The sequence below is a fragment of the Leifsonia sp. Leaf264 genome (genome assembly GCF_001422325.1).
Taxonomy (GTDB): domain Bacteria; phylum Actinomycetota; class Actinomycetes; order Actinomycetales; family Microbacteriaceae; genus Orlajensenia.
The window spans coordinates 155,924-169,317 of sequence record NZ_LMMR01000006.1; the positions used below are offsets into that span (position 1 = coordinate 155,924).

At 65.8% G+C, this 13,394-nt stretch carries 14 protein-coding genes; 6 read left to right on the forward strand and 8 right to left on the reverse strand.

All coding sequences use genetic code 11. From position 1 onward, the window contains the following. Positions 1 to 35: 35 nt before the first annotated feature. The 3 genes from ASF30_RS13900 to fdxA form a co-directional block, all read right to left on the reverse strand. Complete coding sequence (locus ASF30_RS13900; protein WP_055907697.1) at positions 36 to 911, reverse strand: SDR family oxidoreductase; 876 nt, start codon at positions 909 to 911, stop codon at positions 36 to 38. Positions 912 to 994: 83 nt separating this feature from the next. Next, a complete protein-coding gene (locus ASF30_RS13905; protein WP_055907700.1) occupies positions 995 to 2,470 on the reverse strand; it encodes an MFS transporter in 1,476 nt (491 codons plus the stop codon). Between the two features lie 338 nt (positions 2,471 to 2,808). Further along, positions 2,809 to 3,123: a ferredoxin gene (fdxA, locus tag ASF30_RS13910; protein ID WP_055907703.1), complete on the reverse strand. Its 315-nt coding sequence runs from the start codon at positions 3,121 to 3,123 to the stop codon at positions 2,809 to 2,811. A 151-nt stretch (positions 3,124 to 3,274) separates the two neighbouring features. Between fdxA and ASF30_RS13915 the strand changes: the two genes are divergently transcribed. The 4 genes from ASF30_RS13915 to ASF30_RS13930 all read left to right on the forward strand — a co-directional run bounded on the left by ASF30_RS13915 (position 3,275) and on the right by ASF30_RS13930 (position 6,583). Continuing rightward, on the forward strand, positions 3,275 to 4,447 hold the full coding sequence (locus ASF30_RS13915; RefSeq protein WP_055907705.1) for a cytochrome P450: 1,173 nt from the start codon (positions 3,275 to 3,277) through the stop codon (positions 4,445 to 4,447). Then, on the forward strand, positions 4,444 to 4,647 hold the full coding sequence (locus tag ASF30_RS13920; protein ID WP_235480338.1) for a ferredoxin: 204 nt from the start codon (positions 4,444 to 4,446) through the stop codon (positions 4,645 to 4,647). Before ASF30_RS13915 ends, ASF30_RS13920 begins: the two co-directional genes overlap by 4 nt. 58 nt (positions 4,648 to 4,705) lie before the next feature. Continuing rightward, positions 4,706 to 5,704: a cyclase family protein gene (locus ASF30_RS13925; RefSeq protein ID WP_235480363.1), complete on the forward strand. Its 999-nt coding sequence runs from the start codon at positions 4,706 to 4,708 to the stop codon at positions 5,702 to 5,704. Between the two features lie 111 nt (positions 5,705 to 5,815). Further along, on the forward strand, positions 5,816 to 6,583 hold the full coding sequence (locus tag ASF30_RS13930) for an SDR family NAD(P)-dependent oxidoreductase (RefSeq protein ID WP_055907711.1): 768 nt from the start codon (positions 5,816 to 5,818) through the stop codon (positions 6,581 to 6,583). Between the two features lie 79 nt (positions 6,584 to 6,662). Here ASF30_RS13930 and ASF30_RS13935 read toward each other — a convergent pair whose 3' ends face one another. Together ASF30_RS13935 and ASF30_RS13940 are read right to left on the reverse strand one after the other, a co-directional pair. Further along, the gene (locus ASF30_RS13935; RefSeq protein ID WP_055907714.1) at positions 6,663 to 7,217 is read right to left on the reverse strand and encodes a cysteine hydrolase family protein; all 555 of its coding nucleotides are present in this window, start codon (positions 7,215 to 7,217) and stop codon (positions 6,663 to 6,665) included. Beyond that, a complete protein-coding gene (locus ASF30_RS13940) occupies positions 7,214 to 8,047 on the reverse strand; it encodes an SDR family oxidoreductase (RefSeq protein ID WP_055907717.1) in 834 nt (277 codons plus the stop codon). The genes ASF30_RS13935 and ASF30_RS13940 overlap by 4 nt, the downstream gene beginning before the upstream one ends. A 67-nt stretch (positions 8,048 to 8,114) precedes the next feature. Here ASF30_RS13940 and ASF30_RS13945 point away from each other — a divergent pair, with 67 nt between their 5' ends. Then, complete coding sequence (locus ASF30_RS13945; protein WP_055907719.1) at positions 8,115 to 8,741, forward strand: TetR/AcrR family transcriptional regulator; 627 nt, start codon at positions 8,115 to 8,117, stop codon at positions 8,739 to 8,741. On the opposite strand, the gene ASF30_RS13950 is transcribed toward ASF30_RS13945, so the two are convergent. Continuing rightward, complete coding sequence (locus tag ASF30_RS13950) at positions 8,709 to 9,431, reverse strand: hypothetical protein (RefSeq protein ID WP_157497411.1); 723 nt, start codon at positions 9,429 to 9,431, stop codon at positions 8,709 to 8,711. The two genes, ASF30_RS13945 and ASF30_RS13950, sit on opposite strands and share 33 nt — an antisense overlap. A 72-nt stretch (positions 9,432 to 9,503) precedes the next feature. Continuing rightward, complete coding sequence (locus tag ASF30_RS13955; RefSeq protein ID WP_055907725.1) at positions 9,504 to 10,520, reverse strand: zinc-dependent alcohol dehydrogenase; 1,017 nt, start codon at positions 10,518 to 10,520, stop codon at positions 9,504 to 9,506. Between the two features lie 121 nt (positions 10,521 to 10,641). Between ASF30_RS13955 and ASF30_RS13960 the strand changes: the two genes are divergently transcribed. After that, positions 10,642 to 11,571: a LacI family DNA-binding transcriptional regulator gene (locus tag ASF30_RS13960; protein WP_055907728.1), complete on the forward strand. Its 930-nt coding sequence runs from the start codon at positions 10,642 to 10,644 to the stop codon at positions 11,569 to 11,571. Between the two features lie 1,043 nt (positions 11,572 to 12,614). Here the strand turns inward: ASF30_RS13960 and ASF30_RS22815 are convergent. Continuing rightward, entirely contained in the window at positions 12,615 to 13,355 is a 741-nt protein-coding gene (locus ASF30_RS22815; RefSeq protein ID WP_157497413.1) for a hypothetical protein, read from the reverse strand. Positions 13,356 to 13,394 lie beyond the last annotated feature (39 nt).

The window sequence follows — 13,394 nt, forward strand, 5'->3', positions numbered from 1 at the left end:
CTCTCCTCAATTCGTCGTGTTGCGGGGGTAATGGGTCAGGCGGACTGGCGCGACAGCACGCCTCGGAGTGTCCAACTGAGTCGATCGGGTGCCAGGCCTGCGAGTTCGAGGGAGTTCATGCCGTAGTCGACAGAGAGGTGGACTCCCGACACGTAGCCGGCCAGGTCGCTGCCGAGGAAGGCGAGGACTCTCGCCATGTCGACGGACTCGGCGAGACGGCCGGCGGGCCCGACCTCGGCCTCGACCTTGTCCTGTCCCCCTTTCATCTCGGCGAACTCCGGGAGCATGCCGGAAACTGTCATTGCAGGCAGTACAGCGTTGATGCGGATCTTGCGGAGGTCGGCCAGCGGGGAGACCTGTTCGGCGGCCCAGAGGTTGAGGGCGCGCTTGGAGAGGATGTAGCCGAGCGAGCCGGGGATCGTGCCGAACTCGGCCTCGAACTCACTGGCGATGCGGACGAGCTCATCCCAGTCGCCACCTCGCACGAAGGGAACGAGTTCCTCGCGTACGGCGGGGGTCTCCCATCGCAAGCCGCCGTTGGAGGTGACGAAGCTGATCGACCCGCCCTGGGCGACGCGATCGACGAGGTAGGTGTCCGTGACGTACTTGTTGGCGATGAAGTTCACCGTGAGCGTGTCGAGGAAGGAGTTGTGGACCCCCGAGATGCCTGCGACGCCGAAGAAGGCGTCGATGTCGGTGGGGATCTCCGCGAAGGCGGCGTCGATCGACGCCCGCTCGCCGAGGTTGGCGATGATGGACCGTGCGATGCCCGGTACAGGCGGCTCGACTCTGTCGAGCGCGTAGACGTTCGCACCGAGGTCGACGAGGATCTCGGTGAGTGCACGGCCCATGCCGGATGCCGCGCCGGTCACGACGACCGTCTTGCCTGCATATCCGAAGTAGTCGTTCATTGGTTGCTCCTAACTTGGTTCGACGCGTGTGGTGGTCGGTCATTCGACGCCGACCACCACACGCGATCAGTGAATTGCTGTGATCAGTGAGCGCCGGCGAAGGCGGCCACGTCGGGCTCGCCGCTATCGACGGTCCCCGTGGTCGACTTCCTGGAACGGGGCAGGAGGAGCGCGATCACGAGTGCGCCCACGCTGAGGATCGCCACGAGTGCGAACACGGCGATGTAACCCTGCTCCGAGCTGAAGTGCGCGCCAGCGGCGGTGAAGCCAGCCAGGATCGCGACGCTGACGGACGTGCCGATCCCCGAGAAGGCGGTCTGCACGACCGTGTAGACGCCCGTGGCCTCACCGGTGTTCTTCGCCGGCGAGTTCTCGACCACCAGCATCGGCAGCGCGGAGAGCACGAACGCGGTCGAGACAGTGAGCACGATCTGGCTCACGATGAACCACGGCAGGGAGTTCGCCACGACTGCTCCGTATGCCGTCAGCACGGCGGCGATGATGCCCGCGCTCGAGCCGACCATGAGCGAGACATTGGCGCGCCCGTTCCGGGCGATCCGGCCGCTGAGCGGGGAGAGCGCGAAGCCGAACAGGCCGATTGCGAACGAGACCGCACCGGCGACGCCGGCAGACAGTCCGAACCCGACCGGCGCCTCCGTCGGGTACTGCATGATCAGCTGTCCCAGGTAACCGGAGATGCCCAGGGGTAGTCCGAGGAGGGCGGCGGCGAGCATGGTCAGGCCGAGGTTGCGCTGCACGAAGAGGCGCACGTTGACCATGGGTGCGGGGTGGCGTGCCTCCCACACTGCCCAGCCGACGAGGACGATGGCGCCGAGTCCGAGGCAGCCGAGGACGATCGGAGAGACCCACCCCAGACCGTGCGCGGCATTCACGCCGAAAAGTACGAGGGCAAGTCCCGGTGCGAAGAGGATTCCGCCGAGCCAGTCGATGCGATCCCGCGGGCCGGTCGGCTTGTTGGCACGCAGGAAGGAGGCGCCGATCGCGGTCACGGCCGCCAGCGCAGCTGCTACGACGAAGATGAAGCGCCAGCCCAGGGTGTCGATGATGTTGCCCGCAATGAGGTTGCCTGCGGCGCCGGCGAGCATCGCCGTTCCCGCAACGAGCGAGATGGCGATGGACAGGTACTTTGCCGCAACGGCGTCGCGGATGATGCCGAAGCAGAGCGGCAGCAAGCCGCCGGCCACTCCCTGGATGGCACGTCCGGCGATCACGCCGCCGATGTCACCGGCGAACAGGCTGATCAGGGATCCGACGATCGAGGCGAGCAGAAGGATGATGAGCACGCGCTTGCGGCCGAAGATGTCACCGAGGCGGCCACTGATCGCTGCGGATGCGGCGCCGACGAGCAGGAAGCCCGTGAGCACCCAACTCACCGCGCTCTCACTGCTCTCGAGGTCTTGGATGAGGCTCGGCAGCGCCGAGTACATCATCGTCGACTCGAACGAGCTCACGATGGCCACGAGCATCAGGATGGCGATCACGAAGCCGAGGGGACGCCGAGATCGATTCTCCACGTCGGCCGTCAAGGGTGCTGTCATGTCTTTTCACTCTCCATTGAGGGACCTGCCACACCGGCAGGTTCTTTTGATGCAGAAACGCGTGGCCCGCGGCAACCTCGCCCCGGACCGCCCGATCACTTCTGCTGCGTACGAATCGGTGCAGTGGCCGCGGTGCCACTGCCTCACGGGCTGCGACTGTTCCCTATAAGGGAACAGATGATCCTTACAACAGGTACAGTGTATCCAGCAGATTGGCCCTGTCAATCGCCTGAGCGCACGAATTCAGCACAATCGCTTGATTCATGCGCGCTTGGCGCGCACAAAAACGGCCACGTGCGAAGAGTTCACTCGCGCGTGGCCGTTGACGGATCCGCTTGCTACCCCGCCGGCAACTGCGCGACGAAATCGGCGTCGTGCTCGATCTTCCCGAGCTTGCGGCCGCCCTTCGAGATGTCGAGCCCTTCGAAGAACTGGGCGTTGACATCGAGGAAGACCTCATCGTCCCCGTCGAGCTCGTCGTCGTATCGAATGGCCTGCGTGGGGCATACAGCCTCGCATGCGCCGCAGTTGATGCAGAGATCTGGATTGATGTACATCATCCGCTCGCCCTCGAAGAGGCAATCGGCAGGGCACACCTGGATGCAGCTCTTGTCTTTGACATCCACACATGCCTGGGTCACAACAAAGGCCATCGTCTCTTCTCCTCGACATCGTCGTCCGGGCGAAAGTCGTCTGGACTCGCTTCTTTCGAACGGGTACACTGACGACACTTCTAAGCGCTAGATTTCAAATCTAGCACCATGAAGCGCCGTGACCAAGGCTGTTCACTGACAGGAGACTCTGATGCAGACAGCATCCTTCTCGACCCAACGCGTCGATCCGTACAATCCGCCGGCAGACCATGTGAGGTTGCAGCAGGGGGGCTCGATCACCCAGGTCCCCTGGCCCAACACCGGCACCATCTGGGTCGTGACGAAGCACGCCGATGTGCGCACTGTGCTGGGCGACGCCCGGTTCAGTTCCGACCGGGCCCTCCCCGGACACCCGATGAACTCCGGCGGCTACGTCACCGGCGCTCAGCTCAAGCAGCTCATCGAGATGGATCCGCCTGAGCACGCCCAGCACCGCCTGCGCATCATGGGCGAATTCACCGTGAAGAAGATCGCCGCCATGCGGCCGCGGATCGAGCAGATCGTCGAGGAGACCATCGACGCCATGCTTGCGAGCGGCAATGAGGCCGACCTCGTGGAGGCGCTGTCGCTCCCGGTTCCGTCCATGGTGATCGCCGACCTCCTGGGCGTCCCCTACGAGGACCACGGATTCTTCCAAGAGAACAGCGCGACGTTCGTCGATGCGGACACCCCTGTGGAAGGCCGGATCGCTGCGATGGGCGCGCTCAAGAAGTACGTGGGCGAGCTCGTCCAGTCCCGCGTGACCGCCCCGGGCGATGACATCCTGAGCCGCCAGCTCGCGGCCGGCGCCGATCCCGTCGAACTCACGGGGCTCGGTTTCCTGCTGCTCATCGCAGGGCATGAGACCACAGCGAACATGATCTCTCTCTCGGTCGCGGCGCTGCTCGACAAGCCCGAACTCCTCCAGCAGCTGCGCGACGATCCTTCGCTCGTCCCCGGCGCCGTGGAGGAGCTACTGCGCTACTTCACCATCGCGGACGTCGGCCATCAGCGCCTCGCAACGGCCGACATCGAGGTCGCCGGCACAATGATCCACGCCGGTGAGGCCGTCTACGCTTTCGCCAACGTGGCGAACCGCGACCCCGACGTCTTCCCCGAGCCCAACGCGATCGACTTCACCCGCGGTGCCCGCAACCACCTCGCGTTCGGCTTCGGCCCGCACCAGTGCCTCGGCCAGAACCTCGCACGACTCGAACTGGAGGTCGTGCTGTCCGCCGTGGTCCGCCGTCTCCCCACCCTTCGCCTCGCGGTCCCGTTCGGTGAGATCCCCTTCAAGGAGTTCGGGCCCAACTACGGCGTCTACCAGCTCCCGGTGGCCTGGTGAACGTGCAGATAGTCGCCCGACAAGCGACATGCATCGGGTCGGGGCAATGCGTCTTCACCGATCCCGACGCCTTCGACCAGGACGACGACGGTCTCGTGCTGGTACTCAAGCAGCCCGCAGCCGAGGGCGAGATCGCTCTCGCGCGGCAGGCCGTGAACATCTGTCCGAGCAGGTCCCTCTCGATCCTGGAGGCGTCCTGATGACATCGACGAACGAAGCTCGGACCGAGCGAACCGAGAAGTGGAGCAGCAAGTGACGATGGAGCAGGTGGCCCCCGAGAAGGTCGGCCCGGATCCGCTGGACCCGTGGCTTCGCAGCATCGCGGACGAACACGAGGCAGCGCGCCACACCCCCGGCGTGCAGTGCCGCGGCTCGGTCGCCCTCATCACCGAGGCCGCCCGACTGCGCGGCATCGCCGAGGTTCGGCTGGGCCGCGCGATCTCGCTGGAGCGGGAAGTGGAGACCCGGCCCGATCGACTTGCGAACGGTCGCCTGATCGCCGAGGCCGAGAAGGCCCAGTGGCAGAAGCTGGGGATGACGGACCTGCCAGAGGGCCACGGGAGCGTCGAGCTCGAGGTCGGCGTCGGCATCTACGGCCGGCACGTGCACGGCGGAGACGTCATCCGATACGACGCTCATGGCGTACACAACACCCACCTCGACGGACTCGCCCACATCGGCGCGGATGCCTCGTGGCACGGACCGATTCCGGCCTCAGCCTCGCGGACCGACGAGGACACGATGGTCAACTGGGCGCAGCACGGCATCGCCACCCGCGCCGTCCTGCTCGACATCACCGCCATCCGTGGCACCGACTGGGTCACGGCGGAGAGTCCGGTCACAGCGGCGGAACTCGACGCCGCCCTCGCGGTCACCGGTGTGGACGTCCAGCCTGGCGACGCCCTCGTCATCTACCAGGGACGGGACCGGTACGAGGCCGCGGGCAACGTGTATCCGAGTGGAGCGGCCGCAGTCGCCCGCCCGGGTATCGGCGCGGATGGCGCGGAATGGATCGCCGCGAAGGAGCCGGGTCTCGTGCTCTGGGACTTCCACGACGCCCGCAACAATGCCGTCGGCTCGCTCGAAGTGCACAACCTGATCTACGCGATCGGCCTGTGCCTGGTCGACAACTGCCTACTCGGCCCTGCCGTCGAGCAATTGCGGGCAGCAGGCGTGTCGACGGGCCTCATCGTCGCCGCGCCGACCGCCATCCACAGGTCGACGGGCGTTCTCATCAACCCACTGCTGTTGTACTGAACCGCATCAGAACACGCAGCGCCGGGCCGGTACTCCGACAGGGGCATCGGCCCGGCGCTCGCCCACGCACCAACACACCCTCAACGACTCTTCATCGAACGGATTGACCCCATGACTGCATCATTCGACGGCAAGGCCGGCCTCGTTACCGGCGCCGGCAGCGGCATCGGACGCGCGACCGCGATCGAGATCGCCGCTCGCGGCGGCAAGGTCGTGATCGCCGACATCGCCGACGAGGCCGGCCTCGAGACCGTCCGGCTCATCGAGGCGACCGGAGGCACCGCGGCCTTCCAGCACACCGACATCACCGATGAGGCATCCGTCGCCGCACTCGTCGCCTTTGTCGTCGAGAAGTTCGGCTCGCTCGACTTCGCACACAACAATGCGGCGGGCAGCATCCCGATGCACGAGCTCGCCGACTACGAGAGCGACTTGAACGCCTGGGCGATCAAGCTCTACCTCGAGGGTCCGTACTTCTGCCTCAAGCACGAACTGCGGTACATGAAGGAGCATGGCGGCGGCTCCATCGTCAACACAGCATCCCTCGCGGGGCTGTTCCCGTCTCCGCTCACCGCACCGTACGCGGCCGCCAAGCACGGCGTCATCGGCTACACCAAGAGCGCGGCACTCGAGTACGGCCGCTACGGGATCCGCGTGAACGCCGTCTGTCCCGGGGTGGTCCGTACAGGTCTCACGAAGGACCTGCCGGACGAATACATCGGGCCCGTCACTGCCGGGCAGGTGGTCAAGCGCCTCGCCGAGCCGGAAGAGATCGCCGCGCCCGTCGTGTTCCTGCTCTCGGACGCTGCCTCCTTCATCACTGGGGCGATCATCCCCGTCGATGGCGGCGCATCAACGTCGACCACATCGGTCGAGTAGACGACGCAATACGACGAACGAAGGCGGTGCTCCGAATCCCGGAGCACCGCCTTCACACTGAAACTTGGTCCCCCAGTGTTCAGCGGAGCGGCGGAAGAGCCTCGAGCACCTCGCCCGTGGTCGCCACGGCGCCGATCACGGGGAAGACGTTCGCTAGTGCGTTCTCGTGGGTCTCGGCGCGCATGTCGGAGACTGCGTCGACCACCACCACGACGTTGAAGCCCAGGTCGTACGCAGCCCGTGCGGTCGACTCGACCCCGAACGATGTCGCAAGGCCGACGAGCACGACCTGAGTCACATGATTGGCGCGCAGCATGGTTTCGAGGTCGGTGCCGGCGAAGAGGCTCAGTGCTGAACGGGACACCCTGACGTCGTCGTCGGCGAGGCTCAGCTCCGGTGGTGCCGCCAGCGCCTCGGCAGGCCACTGCCGCCCGCCGGCGCCATAGGCGTTGCGGCCGGCCGGCGTGCCTGTCGACGTGCCGATGACGACCGGGAGTCCGCGTGCCCGGAAGGCCTCCGCGAGCTCATTGGTCCGCTGGAGGAGGTCCGCTGCGGGGACGACTCGGGCGTTTGCGAGCGTGAGGGTCTGCAGATCGACGACCAGGAGGGCCGCGACGGCGTCGATGTCGATCATCGGGTCGGCAGGGGGACTCGACCGGAGACGACAGCCGCGACGTTGCCGCCGTCGACGAGCAGGTCGATGCCCGTGATGTAGGTCGCCTGGGGACCGACGAGGAAGGTGACGGCGTCGGCGATGTCGCTCGGCGTGCCGATGCGGCCACTGCCGGAGTTCTCGACCATCGCGCGCATGAACGCCCCCGAGGGACTCTCCAGCTCGAGCCGACCCATCGCAGTGGAGATCACGCCAGGGCTGACGCTGTTGATCCGAGCCCCGCGCGCGCCCCACGAGCCGCTCGCGGCCTGCACCTGGATGCGATTGGCCTGCTTGGACAGACCATAGGCGATACCCGCGTGGCCGAGGACCTCGGGGGCAAAGAACGGCAGCTCGAGAAGACCTTCCGGCGTGGAGCTGCGGATGGCCTGCGCCTGGTCGGGCGTGAAGTTCGGGGTGAGGTAGCTCGACGAGCTCGAGATCACGACACCGGAACCACCCGGAGCGATGACCGCGCCGAATGCCTCGATCATGAGCGCCACGCCCAGCAGATCGACCTTGAGCACGGCCTCCAGAGGCGCCTGCGTCGGCGAGACTCCTGCCGTGTGGACCATCTGGGACACCGAACCGGCCTCGTGGGCGCGGCGGGCGAGCGCCTCCACGGACTCGCGCGAGGAGACATCGACCTGCGCCGTCTCAACCGTGAATCCGTCGGTCGTCATCGAATCGGATACGCGTGCGAGCAGGTCGGTGTTGAAATCAGCCAGAAGGGTCAGCTTTCCGGGTGCGAGACGACGGGCGATCGTCTCCCCCATCCCTCCAGCGCCGATCACGACAAGAACGTCGGGCATGATGCCTCCTTGGTTGGCCACGCATTTCGAGGCATCATGCCTCGTATATCGATTGTAGTCTGGCTCCATGGATGACGTCGAGCCGAGGCGCGGCCGCCCTCGGAGCGACCGAGCACGGGCGGCGATCCTGGCGGCGACACGCGACCTTCTCCGCGAGGTCGGCTATGACCGGCTCACGATCGCCGACATCGCGACGCGCGCCGGGGTCGGACGCCAGACCGTCTATCGCTGGTGGTCGGCGAAGGCGGCCATAGCCACCGAGTGCGTCCTCGACGGGCTCGTCGAGCTCCCGCTCATCACGATGCCCGCGACCGGGGATCCCGCCGACGATCTCCGCGAGTGGCTCGACGCATCGCACAGTGTGATCGCTTCAGCCGACGCCGCACCGCTGCTTCGTGCCCTGACGGCTGCAGCCACGAGTGACGCCGCCGCCGCCGAGCAGCTCTCCCTCCGGTTCTCGGATCCTCTCCGAGCCGCGATCGCGACATCTCTCCGCGCGGGCATTGCGGCCGGACGCATCCGCACAGACGCGGACGTGGATGCCACGGCCGACGTCCTGCTGGGCACGCTCATCTACGCCATCGTGACGCGAGACGACGGAATCGCGCAACGCGCTTCCGTCGTCAGCCGGATCCTCCTCGACGGGTTGGCTCGCGAGAACTCAGGAGATGGACCGAGCCTCCGGGCCATCTGATCCCGGGCGCAGGGCTCGAGCGCGCCTCGCTGAGTGGACGGCGAGGAACAGTCCGCCGAGCACAGTCGTCCCGCCGAAGAGTAGAGCGCTGATGCCGACGCCCCACGACGATTCGACCGTGGTGGCGAAGGACAGGATCGCAGCCTGAGCGAGCACGATCAGGACGAGCCCGCTGCCGACGTTGACCACACGAATGCTTCTCACGAGCGGCTGCTTCGAGCGCCGCATCCGAATGGCTGCAGTGATCGCGAAGCCGAGCTCTACGAACGCGATCAGAGCGAGGATCTCCGCGACGAGCGGTTCGAAGTCGACCGACACCGTTGCGCCCGTGAGAAGGGGCAGACAGAGACCGACGTAGAGTGCCGCTGCCGCAGAGAGCACGATCCCTATCCTCGTGGCCGCCCGGTACTGCTCGACCGTCGACGGGGCGGCCGCGTGTTCCGATGACCGCGCCCGCCGATAGGCGGCCACAGCAGTCGCCTTCGCAATGCCGATCCCGAGCGAGAAGAGGACGTTGGCGAGGAGGAAGAGATTCGGCTCGACCAGGAACAGCACGAGCTTGCCGACCGCGAACAGCAGATTGAACAGAGCGGAGACGCCGGCGTAGAAGAACGAGCGCTCGTCCATCGTCGCCAGCCACCACGGCCTTCGCCGCCCGCTGCCGGCCGGAGTGCTCCCGGAAGTCGTCACCGCCTCATCTTCGCCCAGTTCGCTCCCGACGGCCACGCAGATGCGCCGCGCCGATGGCACGGCTGCGTGGGATCAGTCGAAGGTGACGACGATCTTGTCTGCGGCGCCCGGCGTCTTCGCGAGCTCCAGGGCCTCGAGCGTCTGGTCGAACGGGAACGTGTGGCTCACGATGAGGGCGTACTTCTCCCAGTTCTCGATGATGTCGTCGGTCACCTCGAAGATCTCGGTCGGGTATCCCATCGACCAGACGATGTTCAGTTCGCTGGTGAGGATGCCGCCGAAGTCGAGCTCGACGGGCTTCTTGTGCACCGCGACGATTCCGAGTGTGGCGCCGTGCTTGGCGATCCGCGTCACCGTCTGCGGGATGACCGCGACACCGGCCGCGTCGAGGAAGATGTCGGTGCCGGGACGGATGCCGCGGTTCATCCGCGTTGCTCCGTCGCCGTGAAGTTCGACCAGGCGGGCAGCGACATCCTCCTCGGCGGAGTTGATGACAGCGTCGGCGCCGATCTCGAGGGCCTTCTCGAGGCGGCTGGGGATGATGTCGACGACGACGATGTGCGACACACCGCGGCGGCGGTAACCGAGCACCGCACCGAGTCCGATGGGTCCGGCGCCGAACACGACGACCTTGTCACCGGGCTTCGGATCGGTGCGGTTCACCGCGTGATAGGCGACCGCCATGGGCTCGTTCAGTGCAGCGACGTGCCACGGGATGTGGTTCGGGATGACACGCAGCTGACGGCCGGCCACGGCGTCGCGCACAACGACGAACTCCGAGAACCCGCCCTGCTCGCCACCCGAGCCGAGCAGCCCGTCGCTGAAGGCCATGGTGTCGATCACGACGTGGTCGCCGACAGTGAAGCCTGCAACATCCGGCCCGACCTCGATGACCTCCGCGGCCGGTTCGTGCCCGAGCGGTGTTGCACCCAGGCGGGGCGGGATGCCGCCGTTGTGGGAGTACATCGCATCGGAGCCGCAGATGCCGCATGCCTTGATCTTCAGCAGCACGTCGGACGCGCCGATCGCGGGGGTGTCGATCTCGACCCAGGCTTCGGTGTCGGGAGCGGTGACGTGGACTGACTTCATAGCGGTTCTCCTCGTAGGTGTCTTCTCGGGCTTGACGACAACGGTGCCCGGGCCGCATCCGAGTTGCACTAAATCGAATTAGTTCACGATAACCTGCTTGTCTGAGAGAACGGGGAACGGCATGCCGGAACGACGCGCGACGCTGAAGGACGTGGCGCGCGCGAGCGGCGTTTCAACGGCGACGGTGAGCTTCGTGCTGAACGAGACGCCCGGCCAGACTCTCCCTCCGGCGACACGGGAGCGGGTGCGCGCCGCAGCGGCGGCACTCGGCTATCAGCCACACGGAGTCGCCCGGGCGCTCCGCGAGGGGCGCAGCCGCCTCGTCCTGCTGGCGATCGGACGAATGCGCGGAGGACGCAGCCTCGAGGGCTTCATCATGGGAATGGGCGACGAGCTTCAGACCCATGGTTACGGCCTGCTCGTCTATCCCGGCGCGTCGAACGAAACCGGCCACGACGACATCGTGCGGGATCTGCGCCCCCGTGCGGTCATCGACCTGGCGAAGATCTACGCGGCTCCGTCCGATGTCGAAGACGGGGGCTGGGTCGATGGGCTCGCCGCACACACCCTCGCCCAGCTCGCCCACCTTGCCGAGCGCGGTCACCGCTCGATCGCGTTCGCCGTTCCGGCCGAGATCGGCACCGACGGCCTGGTCTCCCTGCGCCGGCGGTTCGCCGAGGAAGCCGGCAGACGGCTCGGACTCGATGACGTGCTGACCATCGTCGTTCCAGACACCGCCGAGGATGCTCGGGCCGTCGTCGCCGCACTGCGCCGCGAGCACCCTGCCACGACGGCGGTCGCCGCGTTCGACGACGAGGTCGCGCTCCGCGTTCTGGCCAGCCTCGTCGATCTCGGACTGACCGCACCCCGCGATCTCGCCGTCATCGGCTTCGACGACAGTCGAGTCGGGGCGACCTGGCGGCCCGCACTGTCCACTGTACGAATCGACGGCCGGATGTTCGGTCGCCGTGAGGCGCGCGCACTGCTCAGCCTCGCGGACGAGGGCAACGCTGGCCCATCCGCTACGGTCATCGTGCGCGAGACGACCTGATCCTCGTCGAGCTCTCCACGACGAGCACCTGCGAGGTCGGGTCCTTTCGGCCCCGAAAACAGGAAAAGGGCACCCGCTTCAGCAAGCCAATACGGAGAGAACTGGCTTACCAAGGCGGATGCCCGGTGGCGGGCCGTTCTAAGCCGTGATTTGATGCGCATCGCGAACGCCTTCGGGCATTTTCTACCCCAGCTGTTTTCAGAATAATCCCCTCACGAACGTCTGTAACCCAGCGCTGGCTTGGCGGATGGTGCGTGCTGAACGGCGGCGCCCGTCGCCTTTGCCGCCGCTTCGGTTGGCCACTTGTTCTGTCCCGCCCTCTGGTCACCGATTCGGCTGTGCAAGTTCCGGGCCGGGGGTGTGTGTTGGGATCGTAGCTAGTGTTCCATCAGGGGCAATGGCCGAGCTGCGGATGGCGGAGTTGCCAGGTGTAGAACATCTCGACGTAATCGGAGGTCGCGTTCGTACGGGTACGGCATCGATTCGGGTTTGGCAGCCCGATGCCCGCGACTTGTTTACCCTTCGCCGGTCGTGTAAATCCGCCGAGGCACTCTCCCCATCCGGACGCGCGCGACAGCGCGGATCTGGAACTCGGGAGGGAATGGTTGTGGCCTAGCCGGAGGAGTCTCTCAGTAGGGCCGAAACCACACACCAGAAGGTGCGTACCTGAACTACGGGGAAGGTCACCGAGTCAATCGGAGTTGCAGCAGTCCTGGAGTGAGCTGGTCCAGCCGAAGTCATGACCTACCTGAAGTCAAACGTGTAGCTCCATGCGAACGCTTGCACAGCCTCCTCGCCGATTTCAGGGTGCGCGGACCGAAATTCTGAGGCAGCCTGCCTGCCCATCGAGACAAGATCGGGAGCGACACGGCTCGCGTCGGAACTATAGAAATCATCTTCCAGCCGACGGATCTCTGGGAGCACACGCGAAGCCTCGACCGGCCCAAACTCCTTCACCAGAAGCGACTCGTCGCGAGTCGGCCATGCAGTTCGTCCCCATCCTGTCCAGAGGATGATTGCTCGAGTCAGTGTCATAGAGTCCATCATTGCTTCCAGATCATCGATGAAATCCCTGTCTGGGGATTAATGGACGTAATGGAGGTTACGTTCGCGTTCGCTTTGAGCGCCGGGAACTCAACAGTTGTCCAAACGCCGGTCGGGTTGACACTGTCACCTAATAGAACACGAACGTTGCCGCTTGCGCCGTTGGCAAACTGTGCCGACGCATCTTCCCATGCGGCCACGGCCGCTGGGTTGGCTGCGTCCCACATTGGTATCCCCACCCCCCGTGCGGTCAGAGTGCTCTCAAGTGTCGCACCGCCGTTCTTGGCGGCCCAGTCCGCTGCCACATCCGCGCCGTCGCGGCCAAGCCCCGACCAGAAGACCGCCTTCCCCGTACCAGTCGCGAGCGACTTGCCCATAAGAGTGGCTGCCGCTCCTGCGCCTTCCTTTGCTGCTCGCCCACCTAGAGTCTGGCTAAGCCCGCCGAAACCACTGGCGAGGGGATACGTTCCGATCATTTCAAGAAGCGAGGCACCGGTCAGTACTGCTGTGTCGCTCACGAACTTGAGTTCAGCGGAGTAGTCTCTTTGCGTTCCGCACGAAACGGAAGCTGTTGTTGCCATTAGGCGCGAACAGGCACCTCCAGTATCTGCGAGGAGCCCAGCGAGTCTGTCAAATGCATCGTGACGAAGCTGGTCAGCCGAATACGATGCGCCCTGGCTACTGGACTTGCCGTTGCGTTGGTTGTATCCGCTGTTATCTGTTCCGCCGAGCATGAGCATCCCGGACGCGTCCGAATATGTGAGTGGGTTGTTTCCTGC

Excerpts from the sequence above, each read along its gene's own strand:
- ASF30_RS13900 (WP_055907697.1), bottom strand. The coding sequence starts at position 911 with ATGAACGACTACTTCGGATATGCAGGCAAGACGGTCGTCGTGACCGGC.
- ASF30_RS13905 (WP_055907700.1), bottom strand. The coding sequence starts at position 2,470 with ATGACAGCACCCTTGACGGCCGACGTGGAGAATCGATCTCGGCGTCCC.
- fdxA (WP_055907703.1), bottom strand. The coding sequence starts at position 3,123 with ATGGCCTTTGTTGTGACCCAGGCATGTGTGGATGTCAAAGACAAGAGC.
- ASF30_RS13915 (WP_055907705.1), top strand. The coding sequence starts at position 3,275 with ATGCAGACAGCATCCTTCTCGACCCAACGCGTCGATCCGTACAATCCG.
- ASF30_RS13925 (WP_235480363.1), top strand. The coding sequence starts at position 4,706 with ATGGAGCAGGTGGCCCCCGAGAAGGTCGGCCCGGATCCGCTGGACCCG.
- ASF30_RS13930 (WP_055907711.1), top strand. The coding sequence starts at position 5,816 with ATGACTGCATCATTCGACGGCAAGGCCGGCCTCGTTACCGGCGCCGGC.
- ASF30_RS13935 (WP_055907714.1), bottom strand. The coding sequence starts at position 7,217 with ATGATCGACATCGACGCCGTCGCGGCCCTCCTGGTCGTCGATCTGCAG.
- ASF30_RS13940 (WP_055907717.1), bottom strand. The coding sequence starts at position 8,047 with ATGCCCGACGTTCTTGTCGTGATCGGCGCTGGAGGGATGGGGGAGACG.
- ASF30_RS13945 (WP_055907719.1), top strand. The coding sequence starts at position 8,115 with ATGGATGACGTCGAGCCGAGGCGCGGCCGCCCTCGGAGCGACCGAGCA.
- ASF30_RS13955 (WP_055907725.1), bottom strand. The coding sequence starts at position 10,520 with ATGAAGTCAGTCCACGTCACCGCTCCCGACACCGAAGCCTGGGTCGAG.
- ASF30_RS13960 (WP_055907728.1), top strand. The coding sequence starts at position 10,642 with ATGCCGGAACGACGCGCGACGCTGAAGGACGTGGCGCGCGCGAGCGGC.
- ASF30_RS22815 (WP_157497413.1), bottom strand. The coding sequence starts at position 13,355 with ATGCTCATGCTCGGCGGAACAGATAACAGCGGATACAACCAACGCAAC.